Genomic DNA, 16,783 nt, shown 5'->3' on the forward strand with positions numbered 1-16,783 from the left:
AGCTTGAACGCCCGTGCGTTAGATCCGTGTCTTCAATGTATAGAGTAATTCCAGTGCCCGGCGTGGGGTCAGATCGTCCAGGTCAAGCTTGGCCAGTTCGTCGAGCACCGGATGCGGCAGGCTGGCGAAGAGGTCGCTTTGCTGAGGGGCCGCCGGTTTGCCTTTTGTCGGACGCGGCGCCTCGTGGGGCAGGCTGGAGGTTTCCAGGCGGCTCAAATGTTCGCGGGCCCGGGCAATCACTTCGCCTGGTACACCGGCCAACTGCGCAACCGCCAGGCCGTAGCTCTGGCTGGCCGGGCCGGGCAGTACATGGTGCAGGAATACGATGCGCTCGTTGTGTTCAGTGGCGTTGAGGTGGACGTTGGCCACCAGCGGCTGGCTTTCCGGCAGCACCGTCAGCTCGAAATAATGGGTCGCGAACAATGTGTAGGCGCGCAGTTGTGCCAATCGCTCGGCCGCCGCCCAGGCCAGGGACAGGCCATCGAAGGTGCTGGTGCCCCGTCCGACTTCGTCCATCAGCACCAGGCTGCGCTCGGTGGCGTTGTGCAGGATGTTGGCGGTCTCGCTCATTTCCACCATGAAGGTCGAGCGCCCGCCGGCCAGGTCATCGCTGGAGCCGATCCGGGTGAAGATGCGGTCCACCAGGGATAACTCGCAGCTGGCCGCCGGTACGAAACTGCCGATGTGAGCCAGCAGCACGATCAGGGCTGTCTGGCGCATGTAGGTGGATTTACCGCCCATGTTCGGACCGGTGATTACCAGCATGCGGGTATTGTCGTCCAGGCTCAGGTCGTTGGCCACGAACGGCGTGGTCAGTACCTGCTCGACCACTGGGTGACGACCTTGGCTGATGCGCATGCACGGTTCGCTGACGAAGCGCGGGCAATTCAGGTCAAGGTTCAATGCGCGCTCGGCCAGGTTGCTCAGAACGTCCAGCTCCGCCAGGGCGGCGGCGGTGTCCTGCAGGGGCGGCAATTGGTTGATCAGATCTTCCAGCAGCGCGTCATAGAGCATTTTTTCGCGGGCCAGGGCGCGACTCTTGGCCGACAGCGCCTTGTCCTCGAAGGCCTTGAGTTCCGGAGTAATGAAGCGCTCGGCGCCCTTGAGGGTCTGGCGACGGATGTAATCGGCCGGAGCCTGTTCGGCCTGCTTGCTCGGCAATTCGATGAAATAGCCGTGGATTCGGTTGTAGCCGACCTTGAGATTGCTCAGGCCGGTACGGGCCTTTTCCCGGGCTTCGAGGTCGATGAGGAACTGGCCGGCGTTCTCGCTCAGCGCCAGCAGCTCGTCGAGTTCGGCGTCGTAACCGGTTTTCAGCACGCCACCGTCACGGATCACCGCGGGTGGGTTGTCGATGATGGCTTTTTCCAACAGCGCGGCCAGTTCTGGGTAAGTGCTGGTGATGCGCGCCAAGTGCTGAAGATGCGGAGCTTCGAGGTCGGTCATCGCCACTTGCAGTTCGGGCAGGGCGCCAAGGGCATCGCGCAGGCGCGCCAGGTCCCGGGGACGGGCGTTGCGCAGGCCGATCCGCGCCAGGATGCGCTCGATGTCGCCGATTTCCTTGAGCTGCGGCTGCAACTGCTCGAAGCGATAACGATCCAGCAGGCAGGTAATCGAGGACTGGCGCGCCAGCAGTACTGTCAGGTCCCGCAACGGACGGTTCAGCCAGCGGGTCAGCAAGCGGCTGCCCATCGCGGTCTGGCAGCGATCCACCACCGATTGCAGGGTATTGTCGCGACCGCCGGCCAGGTTGGTGTCCAATTCCAGGTTGCGCCGGCTGGCGCCGTCCAGCACCACCGTGTCATCCAGGCGTTCATGGCGCAGGCTGCGCAAATGGGGTAGGGCGGTGCGCTGGGTTTCCTTGGCGTAGGCCAACAGGCAGCCGGCCGCACCGATGGCCAGAGTCAGATTCTCGCAGCCGAACCCCTTGAGGTCCTGGGTGGAAAACTGCTGGCAGAGACTTTTCAGCGCCGAATCGCGCTCAAAATCCCACGGCGCCCGGCGACGAACGCCACGGCGTTTTTCCGCCGGCAGGTCCTTGGGCCAGTCATCGGGAATCAACAGCTCCACCGGATTGACCCGCTCCAGCTCCGCCAGCAGGTTCTCCCAACCCTTGATTTCCAGTACCGAGAAGTTGCCACTGGTGATATCCAGCACCGCCATGCCGAACAGGCGCTCATCCCCCAGCACCGCCGCGATCAGGTTGTCGCGGCGTTCATCCAGCAACGCCTCATCGCTGACCGTGCCGGGGGTGATGATGCGCACCACCTGGCGTTCCACCGGCCCTTTGCTGGTGGCCGGATCGCCCACCTGCTCGCAAATCACCACCGACTCGCCGAGCTTGACCAGTTTCGCCAGATAACCTTCCGCTGCGTGGTAAGGAATCCCACACATTGGAATCGCCATGCCCGCCGATTGCCCACGTGCCGTCAGGGTGATGTCCAGCAACTTGGCGGCCTTCTTCGCATCCTCATAAAAGATCTCGTAGAAGTCGCCCATGCGGTAGAACATCAACTGATCGGGGTGCTGATTCTTCAGGCGCCAGTACTGCTGCATCATCGGCGTGTGGGAGGACAGGTCGTTCACGGCTGTATTCATCGGTGTCAGGCAAACTCATCGAAGGGTGTGGGGCAAGAGTGGGCGACGCAAACCTGTGGGAGCTGAGCTTGCTCGCGATTGGGCATGTCAGTCGACAATGATGTTGACTGATCTGCCGCCATCGCGAGCAAGCTCGGCTCCCACGGGGTTATGGCTTAACTGACTGCATCAGGATCGCCCGGCTTTTCCGCAATGGGCGCAAGGTTAACATGGCCGGTCGGGGGCGACCCAGATGGAGTGCTTTCGATTGGTGTTTGAGTTGTGCTGCCTGATTGCCAGAAAAAACCGACATATGGCTGATATTGGACAAATAGATCGCGAAAGACCTGTGGGGGCGAGTCGTCCGCCGATGCTGCGTACAGCCTCGATCCCTTTGTGGGAGCGAGCCTGCTCGCGATAGCGGAGGGTCAGCTTGCAACGATGTTGAATGTGCCTAAGTCATCGCGGGCAAGCCTTGCTCCCACAGGTTTTCGCCCGGATATGCAGATTTATGCAAATCAGCATTTGTCTTCTGCAAAAAGAACAAGCATCATGCGCGTTATGCAAAAACGCAACGTTTCTACCGTATTAAGAGCACTGCTCGATCAGCACGGGATCTCCCCCACGGAGCTTCACCGTCGTACCGGCGTGCCTCAATCCACACTTTCGCGGATCCTCAGCGGCAAGATTGTCGATCCTTCGGATAAACACATCTCGAAGATCGCCGAATACTTTGCCGTGAGCACCGACCAGTTGCGCGGGCGCGCGGATGTGTCGCCCCCTGGCAACAGCCGCCGCGAGGCGTCGCATTCCGAACTCAAGGACATTAGCCTGTGGGACGACGATACCCCTGTCGAAGAAGACGAGGTGTCGGTCCCTTTTCTGCGTGAGGTTGAATTGGCTGCTGGATCAGGAAGATTCGTCATCGAGGAAAGCGAGCGCTCAAGCCTGCGCTTCGGCAAGCGCAGCCTGCGGCATAACGGCGTGCAGTTCGACCAGGCCAAATGCGTGACCGTTCGTGGCAACAGCATGTTGCCGGTGTTGCGCGACGGCGCGACAGTCGGGGTGAACGCGGGCAAGTGCGGGATCGGCGATATTGTCGATGGCGATCTCTATGCTATCAATCACAACGGCCAGCTGCGGGTGAAGCAGCTTTACCGCCTGCCTACCGGCATCCGTCTGCGCAGCTTCAACCGCGACGAGCATCCAGACGAGGACTACAGCTTCCAGGAAATGCAGGATGAGCAGATCGTCATTCTTGGTCACGTCTTCTGGTGGGGCATGTACGCCCGTTAACCTCACTGCCATCCGATAAAAACCCGCCACCGTGCGGGTTTTTTTTCGCACTGAAAAATCCCTGATCCCCCGTATTCATTGAGCCTCGATGCGTTCGTGCATTTGCCGTGCATAAATAAATGCATTTACGCATTGACTGGATATGCATACATGCATATTCTGTGTCCAAGCCGCTCGACAAAGTGGCTGGCAACAACCGCTCTTTAGTTTTACCCACAGGCAGCGATGAACCGGCCTCAACGGTTCAGAGGGTTGGCAACTGGCCCAGGTGTGCAGCGTAAAGCACCAGAAGCAGTTATCCGGCGGGCAGGGACCGCGGCCGGAGGAACAATTTGAATGGATCCGTACCGCGCCAGTCGCGCCGAAAGATCAAGCGCATTACTGAAAAGCCTGGGCAACCGGGCTTTTTGGAATGCCTGCACCGTGAGGTGCGTTCAAACACATCACCACCGCCAATGGAGGGCTTTCAATGCTGAAGGATTTCAGATGCGGTCAGTGCAAACGACTTCTGGCCCGTATGGGCGAGCACACCGAACTCCAGATCAAATGCTCCCGATGCGGGACGTTGAATCATGTGAAGGCCGTAGAGCCTCGAGTAAACGCCGTCGAGCGAACAGCGTGCGGGGTAAGCCGTGCAACCAACGCTCAATGACATCTACCGAGGTAAAAAATGCAACTCTCCAAAAAACTTCTATTGGCGATTGGGCTTCTGTCGTCCTTCATCTCCCCGAACTCCCGTGCCGATACCGCGCTGTCGTGGAATCTTGCCAGGGACATGTACTTGATGACCGAACAGTCGCCGGCCGGTTCGCCGTGGTCTTTCATGCAAAACAAAACGACGGTCAACGCCTCGGCCAATTACACGCTCTTGCCAACGTTCAACATGGAATGCAGCGCCAAGCCGTCAACCTGTTGGCGAGACGACGCCACTGGCGCGTACGTCGCCAGCGTCAAGCAGAACTTCACCTTCACCGGCTCCGGAACCAGTTTTGTGTTCAAGCAGGGAGACGTGGCCACGCATCCAGGGGCGAACAGCCAGAGCATCATTCGTTGGGCCAGTCCTGTTTCCGGCAACATCAATGTACTCGGACGAATCAACGACCTGCACAACGCATGCGGGGACGGCGTCGGCTGGTCGCTCAACCTGGGCGACACCGTGCTCCAGTCCGGCAGTCTTGCAAACGGTGGCAGCGCCACGTTCATGTTGAACAGCGTGGCCGTTACGCCGACCTCTTCGCTCTACCTGGTAATCGACAGGAAATCCACCAACGCCTGCGATGCCACCAGCCTGGACATGCTGATTACGCGTTGAGAGGAGCCGCATCTTTTTCATTCAGCCTAATGGCTTGGGAGGCCATGTGCACCCTGAGCGTTTTGAATCCCACCAATCCCCCCAGGAGACATGAATGACAAACGAGCAACAAGCGTTGCTGGACATGCCGATCTGGCTGGTCATCCTGCTCGCCCTGGTGGGCGGGGTGTCCGGCGAGATGTGGCGTGCCGACAAGGAAGGGGCCCGTGGCTGGTCGCTGTTACGCCGACTGGCCTTGCGCTCCGGTGCCTGCGTGATCTGCGGTGTCTCGGCAATCATGCTGCTGTATGCCCTCGGCATGTCGATCTGGAGTGCTTGCGCCCTGGGTTGCCTGACCGCCATGGCCGGTGCCGACGTGGCCATCGGGTTGTACGAGCGCTGGGTCGCCAAGCGGATCGGCGTGTGCGAAGTACCACCACCGGATTCCCGTTCCGACCCACAGTGAGCCCGGTGCCGCCGATTCACAGAAGGAGGCCATCCCATGCCTGCTCTCATTGAAAAACCCTCGCAGCTGTTCTCCGCCATGGCCGAAACGCTGCGTACCACACTTCCCGCCCTGAAGGTCGGGAGCCCCCAGGATTTTGACGACACAGGCGATCAGACTTGGGTCTTGATCGCCATCGAGCGCGATGCCTCAGGCAACCGTGCCAATGACGGACGTATCGCTCATGTCCTGACGCTGTCCCTGCAAGTCGTGTCGCCCGACACGGGTCTGGCGGCTTGCGATCTGGCCAGTGAGTTGAAACGGGTGATCGTCGACAACCGCTGGAACCTGTCGGCCGAGCAATGCAGTCGGCCGGCGGATGTCGAGGGGGTTGCGTCCGTCTTCAGCGGTGGGACCCGGCCATACACCGCCTGGACCCTCTCGTTCACCCAGACCCTGTACCTCGGCCCGACGCTGCAGGAAGACCCGTTGGGCATCCCGAAATTTGCCCGTACTTGGGAAGTGTCGAACATCGACGACCCGAATCAATACACCGCACTCGAGGGCTGAGCCATGTTCGATGGGCTGTTACAGATGCATCTGGGGCCGATTATCGAGCGTCTGGCACAGATGGAAACCGAGCTGGAAGACCTGCATCGACGTGCGGAGAGTTTCTGCCGCATCGGCGTTTGCCAGGAAGTCGATGCAACCAGCAACACCTGCAAGGTCAGCCATGGTGGGTTGCTGACTCCGGCGATCCGCTTTTTCAACCCGAGCGCCGGCGCCCAGAGCGAGTCGCGAATCCCTTCCGTGGGCGAGCAATGCCTGTTGCTCAACCATGGCGGTGGCGATGGCGGCGGGCAATCGGTGGCGTTGTTCGGCCTCAACGGCGGCCAGTTCCCACCCGTCTCGACACAAGCCTCGCTGACGCGTCGGCTCTATCAGGACGGTACGGAAAACGGCTACGACCATGCCAGCCATGTCCTGCACTGGCAAAACGGCCCGGTGGCGTTCAGCGGTTCACGCGAAGCCCTGCAGTTGAACATTGGCCCGTCGCGGTTGGCGATGACACCCGAGGCTATCGAATTGCAAGTCGGCGCCGTCGGCATTCGGCTCGACGCTTCCGGTGTGCACCTGAGCGGCTCGGTGGTGGATCACCAAGGACGCGTCATCAGTACCGCATAAGAGATTTCCTCATGATTGGAATCGATCGAAATACCGGCGCCACGGTCGACGACTGGCTGCAGTTCGTGCAGCGCGCCACCCGGGCGTTGACCACGCCTTTGGGGACTCGCCAGAAACGTCCTCTATACGGCTGCGCACTCACGCAGTTGCTGGGGCAGAACCTCGGCGATGACCTGCTGATCCTCGCCCAGAGCCACGCAGCCCAAGCCTTCTACAACCCCCACAACGGCATCGACGACTTCGAGCCGCAAGTCATTGTGGCCAGCCGACACGGGGCCGGATTGCTGCTGCGTTTCGCCGGCATCTGGAAAAACCGCAAACAGACCTTCGAGGTGGTGACATGAGCATGTTGATCCCTGGTCAGAACCAGTTGGCCGAACCGGCCATCGTCACTGTCGAGGCCTTCGAAGACCTGCTCGCGGAGTTCAAGACGTTCGTCGTCGAATACGTCGGCGCACGTTCGCCCGATAGCGCCGCCAAGCTTGCCACCAGCCTGGAGAACGAAAGCGAACTGCTGACCCTGGCCCTCGAGGCCTTTTGCGTCCGCTTGCAAACCCACGAACGCAAGTACAACGCCCGCATCAAGCAGATGCTGGCGTGGTGGGCCACCGGGACCAACCTCGATGCACGTCTCGCCGACATGGGATTGGAGCGCCAACTGCTGGATCCGGGCGCCCCGTCGGCATTCCCGCCCATCGCCCCGGTCTACGAAAGCGACGATGACGCCCGACTGCGTTACTACCTGGCCCCCCACGCCCCGGCGGCGGGTTCGCGCATGCAATATCGTCGGGAGATTTTCACCCTGGGTGAACGCCCGGCGGTGAACGTGGAAAACACGGCGGCGGGTGTGGTGACGGTCACCTACACCTTCGACCCTAACGGTCATGCGGCGCAGGTCAAGGACGGCAACGGACGCCGCACGGCGCCAGGGGAGGTTACTGTGACGGTGCTGTCCCGAGAGGGCGACGGCACACCATCCGAGGCCCTGCTCGACAGCGTCCGCCAGCATTTCGCCCGGCCCGATGTACGACCGGAAACGGACCTGGTCATCGTCCAATCCGCGCAGATCAAACCCTACAAAATCCGTGTCGCGGCGAAGATCAATCCCGGCCCGGATTCGGGCCTGACCCGGCTCGCCGCAGAACAGCAACTACGGGCCTATGCCGAGGCGTGTCATCGCCTGGAAGGCCGGGTCGATCCGAGCTGGATCGACTACACCCTGCATAGCGCCGGCGCGGTCCGTCTCGAGATTCTCGAACCCCTCGAGCCTATCGTGACCACGGCTTTCCAGGCGCCGTACTGTACGGGCGTCGAGGTCGAGGTGGACACGCTATGAAAGACGACACACCTCGCCCGAGCCTGCTGCCGGCCAACAGCTCACCGCTGGAAAAGGCCCTGGATATCGGCTTCGCCCGGTTGCTCGAACGCATCGAGCCGCCGTTCCCCGACCTGATGAATCCAGCCGCGACGCCTATGGCGTTTCTGCCGTATCTGGCGGCGGATCGTGGGGTCAATGAATGGAGTTCCCAGGCACCGGAGGCTGAAAAGCGTCTCACGGTTGAACTCGCCTGGCCCACCGCACGACAGGCCGGTACGCGAAAGGCCTTGGAAAATGCCGCCAAGGGTTTGCAGCTCATACCTGAAGTGCGCGCCTGGTACGAACAGACGCCACCTGGTCCGCCCTACAGTTTTTCCGTCAGGGCGTTTACCGAGCAACCCTACAGCGAAGCCATCGACGCCCGTCTCGACCGGCGCTTGGCTGATGCCAAAAGCGAACGCGACACCCTGACGGTTTCGGTCGGCTTGAGCGCCTTCGGCCGCCACGTCATCGGCGCCGCGACGCTGTGCGGCGAACTGACCACGGTTTATCCGGTTGTCATCGAAGGGCTCGAAGCCTCGGGCCAGGCCTTCATGGCCGCCGGACTCTACACCGTCGAAACCTCCACCATTTATCCACAGGGGGCCTGAATGGCTGACTATTACACCCTGCTCACCGATGCAGGCATCGCCTACGAAACCGCCTGCAAGGCGGCGGGCACACCGATCAAACTGTCGCAGATTTCCGTCGGCGACGGCGGCGGCGCGGTCTACAACCCGGCGGCAACCGCCACGGCCCTCAAGCGCGAAGTATGGCGCGGGCCACTCAATGCATTGTTTCAGGATGAGAAGAACCCGAGCTGGTTGTTGGCCGAAGTGACTATTCCGCCTGAAGTGGGCGGTTGGTATGTGCGTGAAGCGGGGATCTGGACTGATACCGGGATTTTGTACGCGATTGTTAAGTATCCGGAGTCGTTCAAGCCGGTGTTGGCGACTTCCGGTTCGGGGAAAGAGTTCTACATCCGCTCGATTTTCGAGACCAGCAATGCCGAGCTGGTGACGTTGTTGATCGACGATACGGTGGTCAAGGCGACGCGGGCTTGGGTCGCCAGCTATGTCGCTGACGAGCTGGCCAAGCTCGACAGGAAACAGTCTGTGCGGGTGGCGACGACCATCAATGTTGTCTTGAGTGGCGCGCAGATGATCGATGGAGTGGCCGCCGTCGCCGGAGATCGGGTGCTTGTTAAAGCCCAGACGTTGGCGAAAGACAATGGTCTTTATGTCGTCGCCAATGGCACGTGGGTACGAGCGAAGGATGCTGACGTAAGTGCCGAGGTGACGTCCGGGTTGATTGTTTCGGTGGAGGAGGGGACGACGCTTGCCAATACTGTCTGGCAGCTGATTACCGATGGTGTGATCGTGCTGGGTACCACGGCGCTGACATTTCAGAATGTGACGCAGGGGTTTGCGCCATTGAATTCGCCGGCCTTTGCGGGCACGCCGACGGCTCCAACAGTACTGGGAACTGACAACAGCACCAAGGTTGCTACGTCCGCCGCCGTACGCGCCATCATGGCTCAATTTGGCTTGGGTTCTTCCGCGTTTAACTATACGGGGAACATCGATGACATCTTGCAGACAGGCGTTTACATGATTTCCGCTGTCTCCACGGGTACCAAGCCGATGATGGATGGGACTGCGGCGGTCATTCCGAACGGGACGATTTTTCATATGGAGCGTGGCAGCTCTAACATGGCGACTCAATGGTGGGACTCGCTGGTGAATACCACCATGCCAGTAGGTGCCATGCGTACGCGCAACAGTGCCGGACTGTGGACACCGTGGGAGCATGTGACGTCGGTCGAACGCGTTCGGACGGTTCTGGACACGTTCGGACTTGGCTCGGACGCAGCGAAAATTCCCCTGATCACTGATTTCTCCGCTGATATAAAGCCTGGGCTCTACCGAGCGTTTACGCTAGGGCACCCAGAAGCATCCATCGGTGGTCCACCAGAAACCAGCGGTATTGGCGGGACCTCCATGACGGTGCTTGTGGGCGGTGGCTATATCACGTCCAGCTATAAGACTTTCTTAGCGATCATCAACTTCAATGCAAGCAGTCCGACACGGGCGTACATCGGTCACAGGGTTACTGCCGGGGAACAGCCGATTTGGAATGAAATCGCGCAAAGTGTCCATCTGCCCTATCGCGCAAAAGTCTATTACAAGGCTGCCGGCGTCTATCAATGGACGGTACCAGCGAATGTCTGGAAGGTTTTCGCAGAGGTTCGCGGTGGTGGCGGAAGCGGCGCCTTCGGGGCATTGGAAACCGGTGCAGGTGGCGGCGGTGCAGGAGGTGTCAGTCACCGGCTCGTCTCCGTCACGCCAGGCTCAACAATCACGGTGACCGTGGGAGCAGGAGGTGCATACGTGACAGCGGCCAACACGGTCGGCAATCCGGGCGGATCGTCTTCCTTTGGTACTCATTGTTCGGCAACAGGCGGTGCAGGAGGGTTGGTGATTGGCGGTGCCGGCGCGGGCTACGGCTCTGGCGGTGATTTCAACGGCGCGCTGGGGGCCGGTAATCCACCGGTGCGTAATGCGGCGTCTAATGGCGCGATTGGCGGTGCGGGAGGGGGCGGGGAGAGTATTTTCGCCGCAGTTGACACGACCACGTTGACTCAACCCGGTATGGGGGGAGGCGGCCGAATCGGGACTCGATCTCAGGCCGGTGCCGACGGCTGTGTGTTCATCAATTATTGAGGGGGCTTTTATGTCGTGGGCAAGAATTGAGAATGGGGCGGTGGTCGAAACGACCGATCTCGACCCCGCCGAGCGCTTTCACCCAGATCTGCTTTGGCTAGTCTGCCCAGCCAACACGCGGCCGGGCTGGACATTCATCGAGGGGGCGTTTTTTCCTCCTTCGATAGACGACTCTTCGGCGCTGGCCGATGCTGAGCGGGTATGGCGCAATTTCGAACTGGGGGCCACTGAGTGGCTGGTTGCGCGTCATCGGGACGAGCAGGACCTTGGAGCCACCTCTACTCTGACGCTCGAACAATTTTCAGAGCTGCTCGCCTATCGTCAGGCACTTCGCGATTGGCCACAAACGCCTGACTTTCCTTTGCCAAAGGCCCGACCGGCTGTACCGTCTTGGCTTTCCGAGCAAAACCAATAAACGCCCCGCACCGACGGGGCGTTTTCTTATCCGTCAAACAACCCAAAGCCCCTTCCCAAGGGGCTTTTTCATATCTGGAGAAATAGAAATGGCACCACGCCAAACCTACACCGTACTCCTTCCATTCTCCACCGGCGGCGGCCACTGGTCGACCGCCGGCCAGGAGCTCGACCTGCTCGATGTGGAAGCCAGTGCGCTGCGCAGCGCCGGTCGTCTGGCGCTGAAAAAAACCGAGGCCGTTGAGTCGGCCTCTACACCCAACCCGGCCACAAAGGCCGCCGCCAAGAAGGCTGAATAACCATGGCTGAGGTTTTGAACTTCGAGCACAACGGCATCACCGTCAATGCCACCGAATCCCCCGAGGCCATGGGTGGCCTGGGCGACAACGTCATCGGCCTGGTCGGCACCGCGCCGAATGCCAACCCGCTGATTCCGAAAAACACCCCGTTCCGCATCAACAGCTTCACCACCCAAGCTCAGTTGGACCCGACCGGTGCGGAGGCGGGCACGCTGTTCCAGGCGGTCTACCAGATCCTTAAAGTGGTCAAGGTGCCGGTGTACGTGGTGATCGTCGAAGAGGGCGCCACGCTGGCCGACACGCAGAACAATGTGATCGGCGGCATCGAGGCGCAGACCGGGCGCAAGTTGGGCTTGGCCGCGTTGAGTGGGGTCGCTGAAGACCTGACCATCATCGGTGCGCCAGGCTTTACCGGCACCAAGGCCGTGGCCAGCGAATTCGCCTCGTTCGGCAAGCGCATCAAGGCCCGTGTGGTGCTCGATGGCAAAGACGCCTCGGTGCCCGATCAGGTGACCTACAGCCAGGAACTGGGCGGTGCCGACCTCGGTTTCGACCGTTGCCTGGTGGTGCACAACATGCCGGCGGTGTACTCCAAGGCTGCGAAGAAAAACGTTTTCCTGGCCCCGTCGAGCCTGGCCATCGCCGCCCTCGCCAAGGTCAAGCAATGGGAGAGCCCGGGCAACCAGGTGACCTTTGCCGAAGACGTGTCCCGCACCGTGGAATACAACATCCTCGACACCTCCACCGAAGGCGATCTGCTCAACCGCTACGGCGTCAGCTATTACGCCCGGACCGTCCTCGGCGGTTTCTCGCTGCTGGGCAACCGCTCGGTCACCGGCAAGTTCATCAGCTATGTGGGACTGGAAGATGCGATCAGCCGCAAGCTGGTGAAAGCCGGCCAGAAGGCCATGGCGAAGAACCTGACCAAGTCGTTCATGGACCAGGAGGTCAAGCGCATCAACGACTGGCTGCAAACCCTGGTGGCCGACGAAACCATTCCCGGTGGCAGTGTCTACCTGCATCCGGAACTGAACAGCGTCGAGAAGTACAAGAACGGCACCTGGTACGTGGTGATCGACTACGGCCGCTACGCGCCGAACGAACACATGATTTATCAACTCAACGCCCGCGATGAAATCATCGAGCAGTTCCTGGAGGATGTTCTCTAATGTTTACCAACCGCGTAAGACAGGCCATCGCGGCCACCCTGCAGGGCCTGCCGTTGTCGGCGACCGTGGAAGAGTTCACCCCGCCGAAGATCGAGTTCGAAATGGAGGCGATGACCGGCGGGCGCTTCATCGCCGAAGAGATGGCCAAGAGCGGCAAAGCGCTGACGGCCAAGCTGACGCTGCAAGGTGTCGGCCCGGAAATCATGCTGGCGCTGGGCGTGAGCGTGGGCGACGACATCCTTCTGAACGTGCGCGAAGCCGGCCAGGATCAGGACGGCAACACCTGGTTCACCTATCACACCGTCGGCGGCAAGCTGAAGTCGCTGGAGGAGACTGCGCTCAAGATGAACGAGAAGCCCAAGACCAACCTGGAGCTGTCCTGCCGCACCTACAACCGGCTGGAAAACGGCATCCCGGTGATCGACATCGACGTGCGCACCCAGAAGTTCGTGCTCAACGGCGTCGACATCCTCGGCGATGCTCGCCGTGCGGTGTTGCTGCCTTAAACGGATGCCAACCGACTGAACGCAGACCTCTTGTGGGAGCGGGCTTGTTCGCGAAGGCAGTGTGTCAGGCGACATGTTGGTTGACTGTGCCGCCCTCTTCGCGAGCAAGCCCGCTCCCACAAGGGACTCCCCCTCCATGACCTTCCAAGGAATTCCATCCCATGTCCTGGACGCCTCCCGTTCACGTCCTGCTGTCGCCGCTCACCGGTGACGATGGGTCGCAGATCGAGCAACTTCAACTCAAACCCCTGTTTTACGCCGCACAGAAAGAAGCCCTGGCCCGTGCCGGCGAAGATGAAGACGATCAGTTCTTCGAGCTGGCCAAACTGGCCACCGGCCTTTCGGTCAAGGAGCTCGACCAGCTCAAACGCCCGGACTACGTGAGCATCGCGCAGTACGTGCACGACATGTCGACTCGCCCGGCCTCGTACTTTCTCGAGCCCACCACCGAGGTCGATCCTGACCAGGTGCAGCTGTTGCAACCCCTCGACGTAGCGGGACGCAGCCTGACGTCCCTGAGCCTGGAAATGCCGGTGCTGCGGGCCACCAAGGCGATGAAGAAGCTGAAGACGGCCAAGGAACGCGCCGAATTCATCACCGCCCATTGCACAGGCCTGATGCTTCCCGACCTGGACCTGTTGACCGTGCCGGACTGGACTCAGCTTCAGGTGCGCATCGACGATTTTTTAAACAAACCGGCGGACTTCTTTCGGAACGCGACATCGAAGTGATCCTCGATGTGGTGCCGCTCATTTACTCGGTAAGTGAGGCGGAAATCCTGGAGTGGGACGCCGGCAAGGCATTGCGCCGCTACGACATCGCGATCACTCGCCTTGGCATGAAACAGGAGTAGAGCGGATGGCAGACAGTAAATATTCGCTGTCCTATGCGGCGAGCGTCGAGATGCCGACACTCGGCGGTGTGGCCGAAGCGTCGGGGCTGAATCTGGCGTTGAGCACCGCCAGCCTCGACATCCGGCTGCTGGTGTCGGAGCAAATGAAACTGCGCGAGACGCTGGCATCGCTGAACACCACGCTCTTGGGGCAACAGTCGCTGTTCAAGACGAGTGCAGCAGCGCCAGCGGCGGGTGCGGAACCGAAGTCGAAACTCAAGGCCGAGGTCGATCAGCTGGCGCCCCCCGACGTCCTCAAGCCTGCCATGGCGATGCAGACGGCCATGGTTGACCTGAACCAGAAGTTGCAGTTGTCGCCGGAACAACTGCAGGTGATGTCCAACGAAAACCAGAAGATCGCCGGTGAAAAGCAAACCGCATCCAGCGGGGCGACCGCTGTGCAACTGGCGCAAATCCAGCTGGCGGCGGTCAACGCAGGGCTGGTCAAGGATATCAAACCGGAAGACCGCCAGCAGGTGCTGACGGATTTCGCCCGCGACAGTGCGGTGATGGCGTCGGCCTACAAGATCGAGCTGAAGGACGCCGGCGCGCTTATGGCTGGCTTGCGCACTTCATTGAACCTGGATCGAGGGAAAAGTCTCGAGTTGGGTAACGCGGCCAACCGCCTTGGCGCCAGTGCCAGTTTGCAGACCTCGGCGGCGGACATCGGTTCGGTTGCCCAGCGCGGTGGCAAGGCGGGCATCGAAGCGGGCATGACGCCCGAGCAGATCGCCGCCATCGCAGCCGCGCTGTTGAGCGCCTCTGTCGGCAAGGACGAAGCGAGCACCTCGCTGAAAATCCTGGGAGCCGCGTTGGGCAAGGGCAACAAGGTCACGCCGGAACAGCGAACGGCCTGGGCTCAACTGGACATCGAACCGGCGGCACTTGCCAGCAGGCTGCGCATGGACGCATCGGGTGCGATCAAGGATGTGCTGGCGGCGCTGCAAAGCAAACCTGCCGAGCAGCAGACCTTATTGCTCAAGACGCTGTTTGAAGGCGACGAGGGCATCGGCAAGTTGATGAAGTCGCCCCAGGACTTGAAGACCGCGCTCACCGTGGCCTCCGATAAGGGCGACGGTGACAAGGGGGCGATGGCCCAAACCGCAGACGTCCGGGGAAACACCTCGCAGGCGCGTTGGAATGCGCTGGATGCCAGCGTGACCCGTCTCGATACCGCCATCGGTAGCGCCGTGGCGCCCATTACCGACCTGGCAATGCTTGGCGTGGACGCGCTGGCGACGGGGTTGAGCACCGTCGCCGAGTCGCTGCCGAAAGTCACCGCGGCGTTGGCCTTGTTCGGCGCGGCGCTCGCGTCGCCGTTTCGCGGCGCCATTGTGGACAAAGTGACGTCGGGTGTTGCCTCGACCCGCGAAGCACTGCTGAAACCGGACTCGGCGATCCAGCCACCGGCCAGCGATCCGCCTGGAAGTCAAGCCAAGGGCGGCGGGCCGGACGCCGGAAAAACCGAAACTTCCCGTCCGGATATGCGCAGTCGACTGGCAATCTCCGCTGCTCGAGCGAAAACTTTCACCGGCAGGCTGGGCGCGCCTCTGGCGCTGGCGAGTGCCGGCTACGACGGCATCAAGGCCCTGGAGGCCGGTGACTACAAGGCGGCTTCGGGGGCGGCCGGAGCCGGCCTTGGCGGGCTGGCGGGCGGTTATGCCGGTGCCGCCACCGGCGCGATGCTCGGCAGTTTCGTTCCGGTGATCGGCACCGCCATTGGTGCATTGGTCGGCGGTGCGCTGGGTTCCTATTTCGGCAGCCAGGGCGGCGAATCCCTGGGTGAGGCTATCTATACCGGGGCTGATCGCCTCAAGTCGCCGGATCAGGTCAGCAAGGACCTGAGCAACACCCAGACCACCACCCAACAAAACACCATGACCGCCAACATCTACATCAACGGCCAGGACCAGGCCAGTGCCAGTCAATTGGCCAATCTGGTCGTTCAGCAGATCGCGGGTCAGTTCGGACTGGCCGCCCAGCCCAACACCCTGGCCATGCGCAGTGATGCGGCCCTGACCGACGGAGGTACGTGATGCGTCAACAAATGGCCCTCGGCAGTTTCATTTTCGGACTGTCCAGGAATTTCGCTTATCACAGCCTGCTGCGCACATCGGACGGCGGTTGGAAAAGCATCGATATTCTCACCAGCAAGCCCAAGTCCAGCCAGGTCGGCCAAGGCCTGCAAGAGCTGAAGATCACCGGTAAATCCATGTACGCGACGGCCATGGATCGCCTCGATGAGTTGCGAGCCTTGCAGGCCCAACGTGTGCCGTTGCCGTTGGTGGATGGCATCGGACGCAACTGGGGCTTGTGGCAGATCAACAAGGTGACCGAAACCCAGACCGACATCATCGATGACGGCACGGCGATGGTGGTCGGTTGGGTCGTCGACTTGACGGAGTTCGCCAATGCGTAGGGTTCGAAGTATCGCCGGTGATTCGGTGAATCTGTTGCTCTACCGCGAGCTGGAGCGTTGTGACGACGCCACCGAAGAGGCGCTCTGGCGCCTCAATCCGCAGTTGGCCGAATGGGGTCCGGTGTTACCGGCGGGTGTGTGGGTGGTGTTGCCGGAAGTGGACCTCAAGCCCGTCGCGTCCATACCGGTTTCGGCCTGGGATTAAGGAGG

20 protein-coding genes are annotated in these 16,783 nt (G+C 61.0%); 19 read left to right on the plus strand and 1 reads right to left on the minus strand.

The genetic code is table 11. The features are described from left to right. Window positions 1-18 precede the first annotated feature (18 nt). Window positions 19-2,586: a DNA mismatch repair protein MutS gene (mutS, locus tag AD666_RS14295; RefSeq protein WP_172679630.1), complete on the minus strand. Its 2,568-nt coding sequence runs from the start codon at window positions 2,584-2,586 to the stop codon at window positions 19-21. A gap of 552 nt (window positions 2,587-3,138) precedes the next feature. On the opposite strand from mutS, the gene AD666_RS14300 reads away from it, so the two are divergent. From AD666_RS14300 to AD666_RS14380, 19 genes are all read left to right on the plus strand, one after another. Next, window positions 3,139-3,873, plus strand: coding sequence for an XRE family transcriptional regulator (locus AD666_RS14300; protein WP_053153253.1), 735 nt, complete (start codon window positions 3,139-3,141; stop codon window positions 3,871-3,873). A gap of 469 nt (window positions 3,874-4,342) precedes the next feature. Next, window positions 4,343-4,525, plus strand: coding sequence for a Com family DNA-binding transcriptional regulator (locus AD666_RS26785; RefSeq protein WP_232776133.1), 183 nt, complete (start codon window positions 4,343-4,345; stop codon window positions 4,523-4,525). A gap of 18 nt (window positions 4,526-4,543) precedes the next feature. Further along, window positions 4,544-5,185 carry a hypothetical protein gene (locus tag AD666_RS14305; RefSeq protein ID WP_053152796.1) on the plus strand — a complete coding sequence of 214 codons (642 nt, stop codon included), beginning with the start codon at window positions 4,544-4,546 and terminating at the stop codon, window positions 5,183-5,185. A 94-nt stretch (window positions 5,186-5,279) separates the two neighbouring features. Further along, entirely contained in the window at window positions 5,280-5,630 is a 351-nt protein-coding gene (locus AD666_RS14310) for a phage holin family protein (RefSeq protein ID WP_053152799.1), read from the plus strand. Window positions 5,631-5,666: 36 nt separating this feature from the next. After that, complete coding sequence (locus AD666_RS14315; protein WP_053152802.1) at window positions 5,667-6,179, plus strand: hypothetical protein; 513 nt, start codon at window positions 5,667-5,669, stop codon at window positions 6,177-6,179. A gap of 3 nt (window positions 6,180-6,182) precedes the next feature. Beyond that, entirely contained in the window at window positions 6,183-6,794 is a 612-nt protein-coding gene (locus AD666_RS14320; protein WP_053152805.1) for a phage baseplate assembly protein V, read from the plus strand. A gap of 11 nt (window positions 6,795-6,805) precedes the next feature. After that, window positions 6,806-7,138 carry a phage baseplate protein gene (locus AD666_RS14325; RefSeq protein ID WP_053152808.1) on the plus strand — a complete coding sequence of 111 codons (333 nt, stop codon included), beginning with the start codon at window positions 6,806-6,808 and terminating at the stop codon, window positions 7,136-7,138. Continuing rightward, window positions 7,135-8,130 (plus strand): baseplate J/gp47 family protein, encoded by a 996-nt coding sequence (locus AD666_RS14330; protein WP_053152811.1) that lies wholly within the window; start codon window positions 7,135-7,137, stop codon window positions 8,128-8,130. The genes AD666_RS14325 and AD666_RS14330 overlap by 4 nt, the downstream gene beginning before the upstream one ends. Next, on the plus strand, window positions 8,127-8,762 hold the full coding sequence (locus tag AD666_RS14335; RefSeq protein WP_053152814.1) for a phage tail protein I: 636 nt from the start codon (window positions 8,127-8,129) through the stop codon (window positions 8,760-8,762). Before AD666_RS14330 ends, AD666_RS14335 begins: the two co-directional genes overlap by 4 nt. Continuing rightward, on the plus strand, window positions 8,763-10,874 hold the full coding sequence (locus tag AD666_RS26790; RefSeq protein WP_256222646.1) for a phage tail protein: 2,112 nt from the start codon (window positions 8,763-8,765) through the stop codon (window positions 10,872-10,874). It begins immediately after the preceding gene. A gap of 10 nt (window positions 10,875-10,884) precedes the next feature. Next, window positions 10,885-11,289: a phage tail assembly chaperone gene (locus AD666_RS26680; RefSeq protein ID WP_082339784.1), complete on the plus strand. Its 405-nt coding sequence runs from the start codon at window positions 10,885-10,887 to the stop codon at window positions 11,287-11,289. 88 nt (window positions 11,290-11,377) lie between these two features. After that, the gene (locus AD666_RS14350; RefSeq protein WP_053152817.1) at window positions 11,378-11,587 is read left to right on the plus strand and encodes a hypothetical protein; all 210 of its coding nucleotides are present in this window, start codon (window positions 11,378-11,380) and stop codon (window positions 11,585-11,587) included. Between the two features lie 2 nt (window positions 11,588-11,589). Next, the gene (locus AD666_RS14355) at window positions 11,590-12,756 is read left to right on the plus strand and encodes a phage tail protein (RefSeq protein WP_053152820.1); all 1,167 of its coding nucleotides are present in this window, start codon (window positions 11,590-11,592) and stop codon (window positions 12,754-12,756) included. After that, window positions 12,756-13,262 (plus strand): phage major tail tube protein, encoded by a 507-nt coding sequence (locus AD666_RS14360; protein WP_053152823.1) that lies wholly within the window; start codon window positions 12,756-12,758, stop codon window positions 13,260-13,262. Before AD666_RS14355 ends, AD666_RS14360 begins: the two co-directional genes overlap by 1 nt. 161 nt (window positions 13,263-13,423) lie before the next feature. Further along, window positions 13,424-13,993, plus strand: a complete 570-nt coding sequence (locus AD666_RS14365; protein ID WP_053152826.1) for a phage tail assembly protein — start codon at window positions 13,424-13,426, stop codon at window positions 13,991-13,993. Continuing rightward, window positions 13,990-14,115 carry a hypothetical protein gene (locus AD666_RS26795; RefSeq protein WP_256222647.1) on the plus strand — a complete coding sequence of 42 codons (126 nt, stop codon included), beginning with the start codon at window positions 13,990-13,992 and terminating at the stop codon, window positions 14,113-14,115. Before AD666_RS14365 ends, AD666_RS26795 begins: the two co-directional genes overlap by 4 nt. A 5-nt stretch (window positions 14,116-14,120) precedes the next feature. Beyond that, window positions 14,121-16,190 (plus strand): phage tail tape measure protein, encoded by a 2,070-nt coding sequence (locus AD666_RS14370; RefSeq protein WP_053152830.1) that lies wholly within the window; start codon window positions 14,121-14,123, stop codon window positions 16,188-16,190. Continuing rightward, window positions 16,190-16,573 (plus strand): phage tail protein, encoded by a 384-nt coding sequence (locus AD666_RS14375; RefSeq protein WP_053152833.1) that lies wholly within the window; start codon window positions 16,190-16,192, stop codon window positions 16,571-16,573. The genes AD666_RS14370 and AD666_RS14375 overlap by 1 nt, the downstream gene beginning before the upstream one ends. Next, a complete protein-coding gene (locus tag AD666_RS14380) occupies window positions 16,566-16,778 on the plus strand; it encodes a tail protein X (protein WP_053152836.1) in 213 nt (70 codons plus the stop codon). The genes AD666_RS14375 and AD666_RS14380 overlap by 8 nt, the downstream gene beginning before the upstream one ends. Window positions 16,779-16,783 lie beyond the last annotated feature (5 nt).

Origin of the sequence: Pseudomonas sp. Pf153, from assembly GCF_001269775.1 — a bacterium.
In the GTDB taxonomy this organism is placed as follows: Bacteria; Pseudomonadota; Gammaproteobacteria; order Pseudomonadales; family Pseudomonadaceae; genus Aquipseudomonas; species Aquipseudomonas uvaldensis.

Bases quoted from the DNA above. Each gene is read 5' to 3' on its own strand.
- AD666_RS14360 (WP_053152823.1), top strand. From the start codon at position 12,756: ATGTTTACCAACCGCGTAAGACAGGCCATCGCGGCCACCCTGCAGGGC.
- AD666_RS26785 (WP_232776133.1), top strand. From the start codon at position 4,343: ATGCTGAAGGATTTCAGATGCGGTCAGTGCAAACGACTTCTGGCCCGT.
- AD666_RS14325 (WP_053152808.1), top strand. From the start codon at position 6,806: ATGATTGGAATCGATCGAAATACCGGCGCCACGGTCGACGACTGGCTG.
- AD666_RS14335 (WP_053152814.1), top strand. From the start codon at position 8,127: ATGAAAGACGACACACCTCGCCCGAGCCTGCTGCCGGCCAACAGCTCA.
- AD666_RS14315 (WP_053152802.1), top strand. From the start codon at position 5,667: ATGCCTGCTCTCATTGAAAAACCCTCGCAGCTGTTCTCCGCCATGGCC.
- AD666_RS14355 (WP_053152820.1), top strand. From the start codon at position 11,590: ATGGCTGAGGTTTTGAACTTCGAGCACAACGGCATCACCGTCAATGCC.
- AD666_RS14320 (WP_053152805.1), top strand. From the start codon at position 6,183: ATGTTCGATGGGCTGTTACAGATGCATCTGGGGCCGATTATCGAGCGT.
- AD666_RS14330 (WP_053152811.1), top strand. From the start codon at position 7,135: ATGAGCATGTTGATCCCTGGTCAGAACCAGTTGGCCGAACCGGCCATC.
- AD666_RS14380 (WP_053152836.1), top strand. From the start codon at position 16,566: ATGCGTAGGGTTCGAAGTATCGCCGGTGATTCGGTGAATCTGTTGCTC.
- AD666_RS14375 (WP_053152833.1), top strand. From the start codon at position 16,190: ATGCGTCAACAAATGGCCCTCGGCAGTTTCATTTTCGGACTGTCCAGG.
- AD666_RS14365 (WP_053152826.1), top strand. From the start codon at position 13,424: ATGTCCTGGACGCCTCCCGTTCACGTCCTGCTGTCGCCGCTCACCGGT.
- AD666_RS14350 (WP_053152817.1), top strand. From the start codon at position 11,378: ATGGCACCACGCCAAACCTACACCGTACTCCTTCCATTCTCCACCGGC.
- AD666_RS14305 (WP_053152796.1), top strand. From the start codon at position 4,544: ATGCAACTCTCCAAAAAACTTCTATTGGCGATTGGGCTTCTGTCGTCC.
- AD666_RS14370 (WP_053152830.1), top strand. From the start codon at position 14,121: ATGGCAGACAGTAAATATTCGCTGTCCTATGCGGCGAGCGTCGAGATG.
- AD666_RS14300 (WP_053153253.1), top strand. From the start codon at position 3,139: ATGCAAAAACGCAACGTTTCTACCGTATTAAGAGCACTGCTCGATCAG.
- AD666_RS26790 (WP_256222646.1), top strand. From the start codon at position 8,763: ATGGCTGACTATTACACCCTGCTCACCGATGCAGGCATCGCCTACGAA.
- AD666_RS26680 (WP_082339784.1), top strand. From the start codon at position 10,885: ATGTCGTGGGCAAGAATTGAGAATGGGGCGGTGGTCGAAACGACCGAT.
- AD666_RS14310 (WP_053152799.1), top strand. From the start codon at position 5,280: ATGACAAACGAGCAACAAGCGTTGCTGGACATGCCGATCTGGCTGGTC.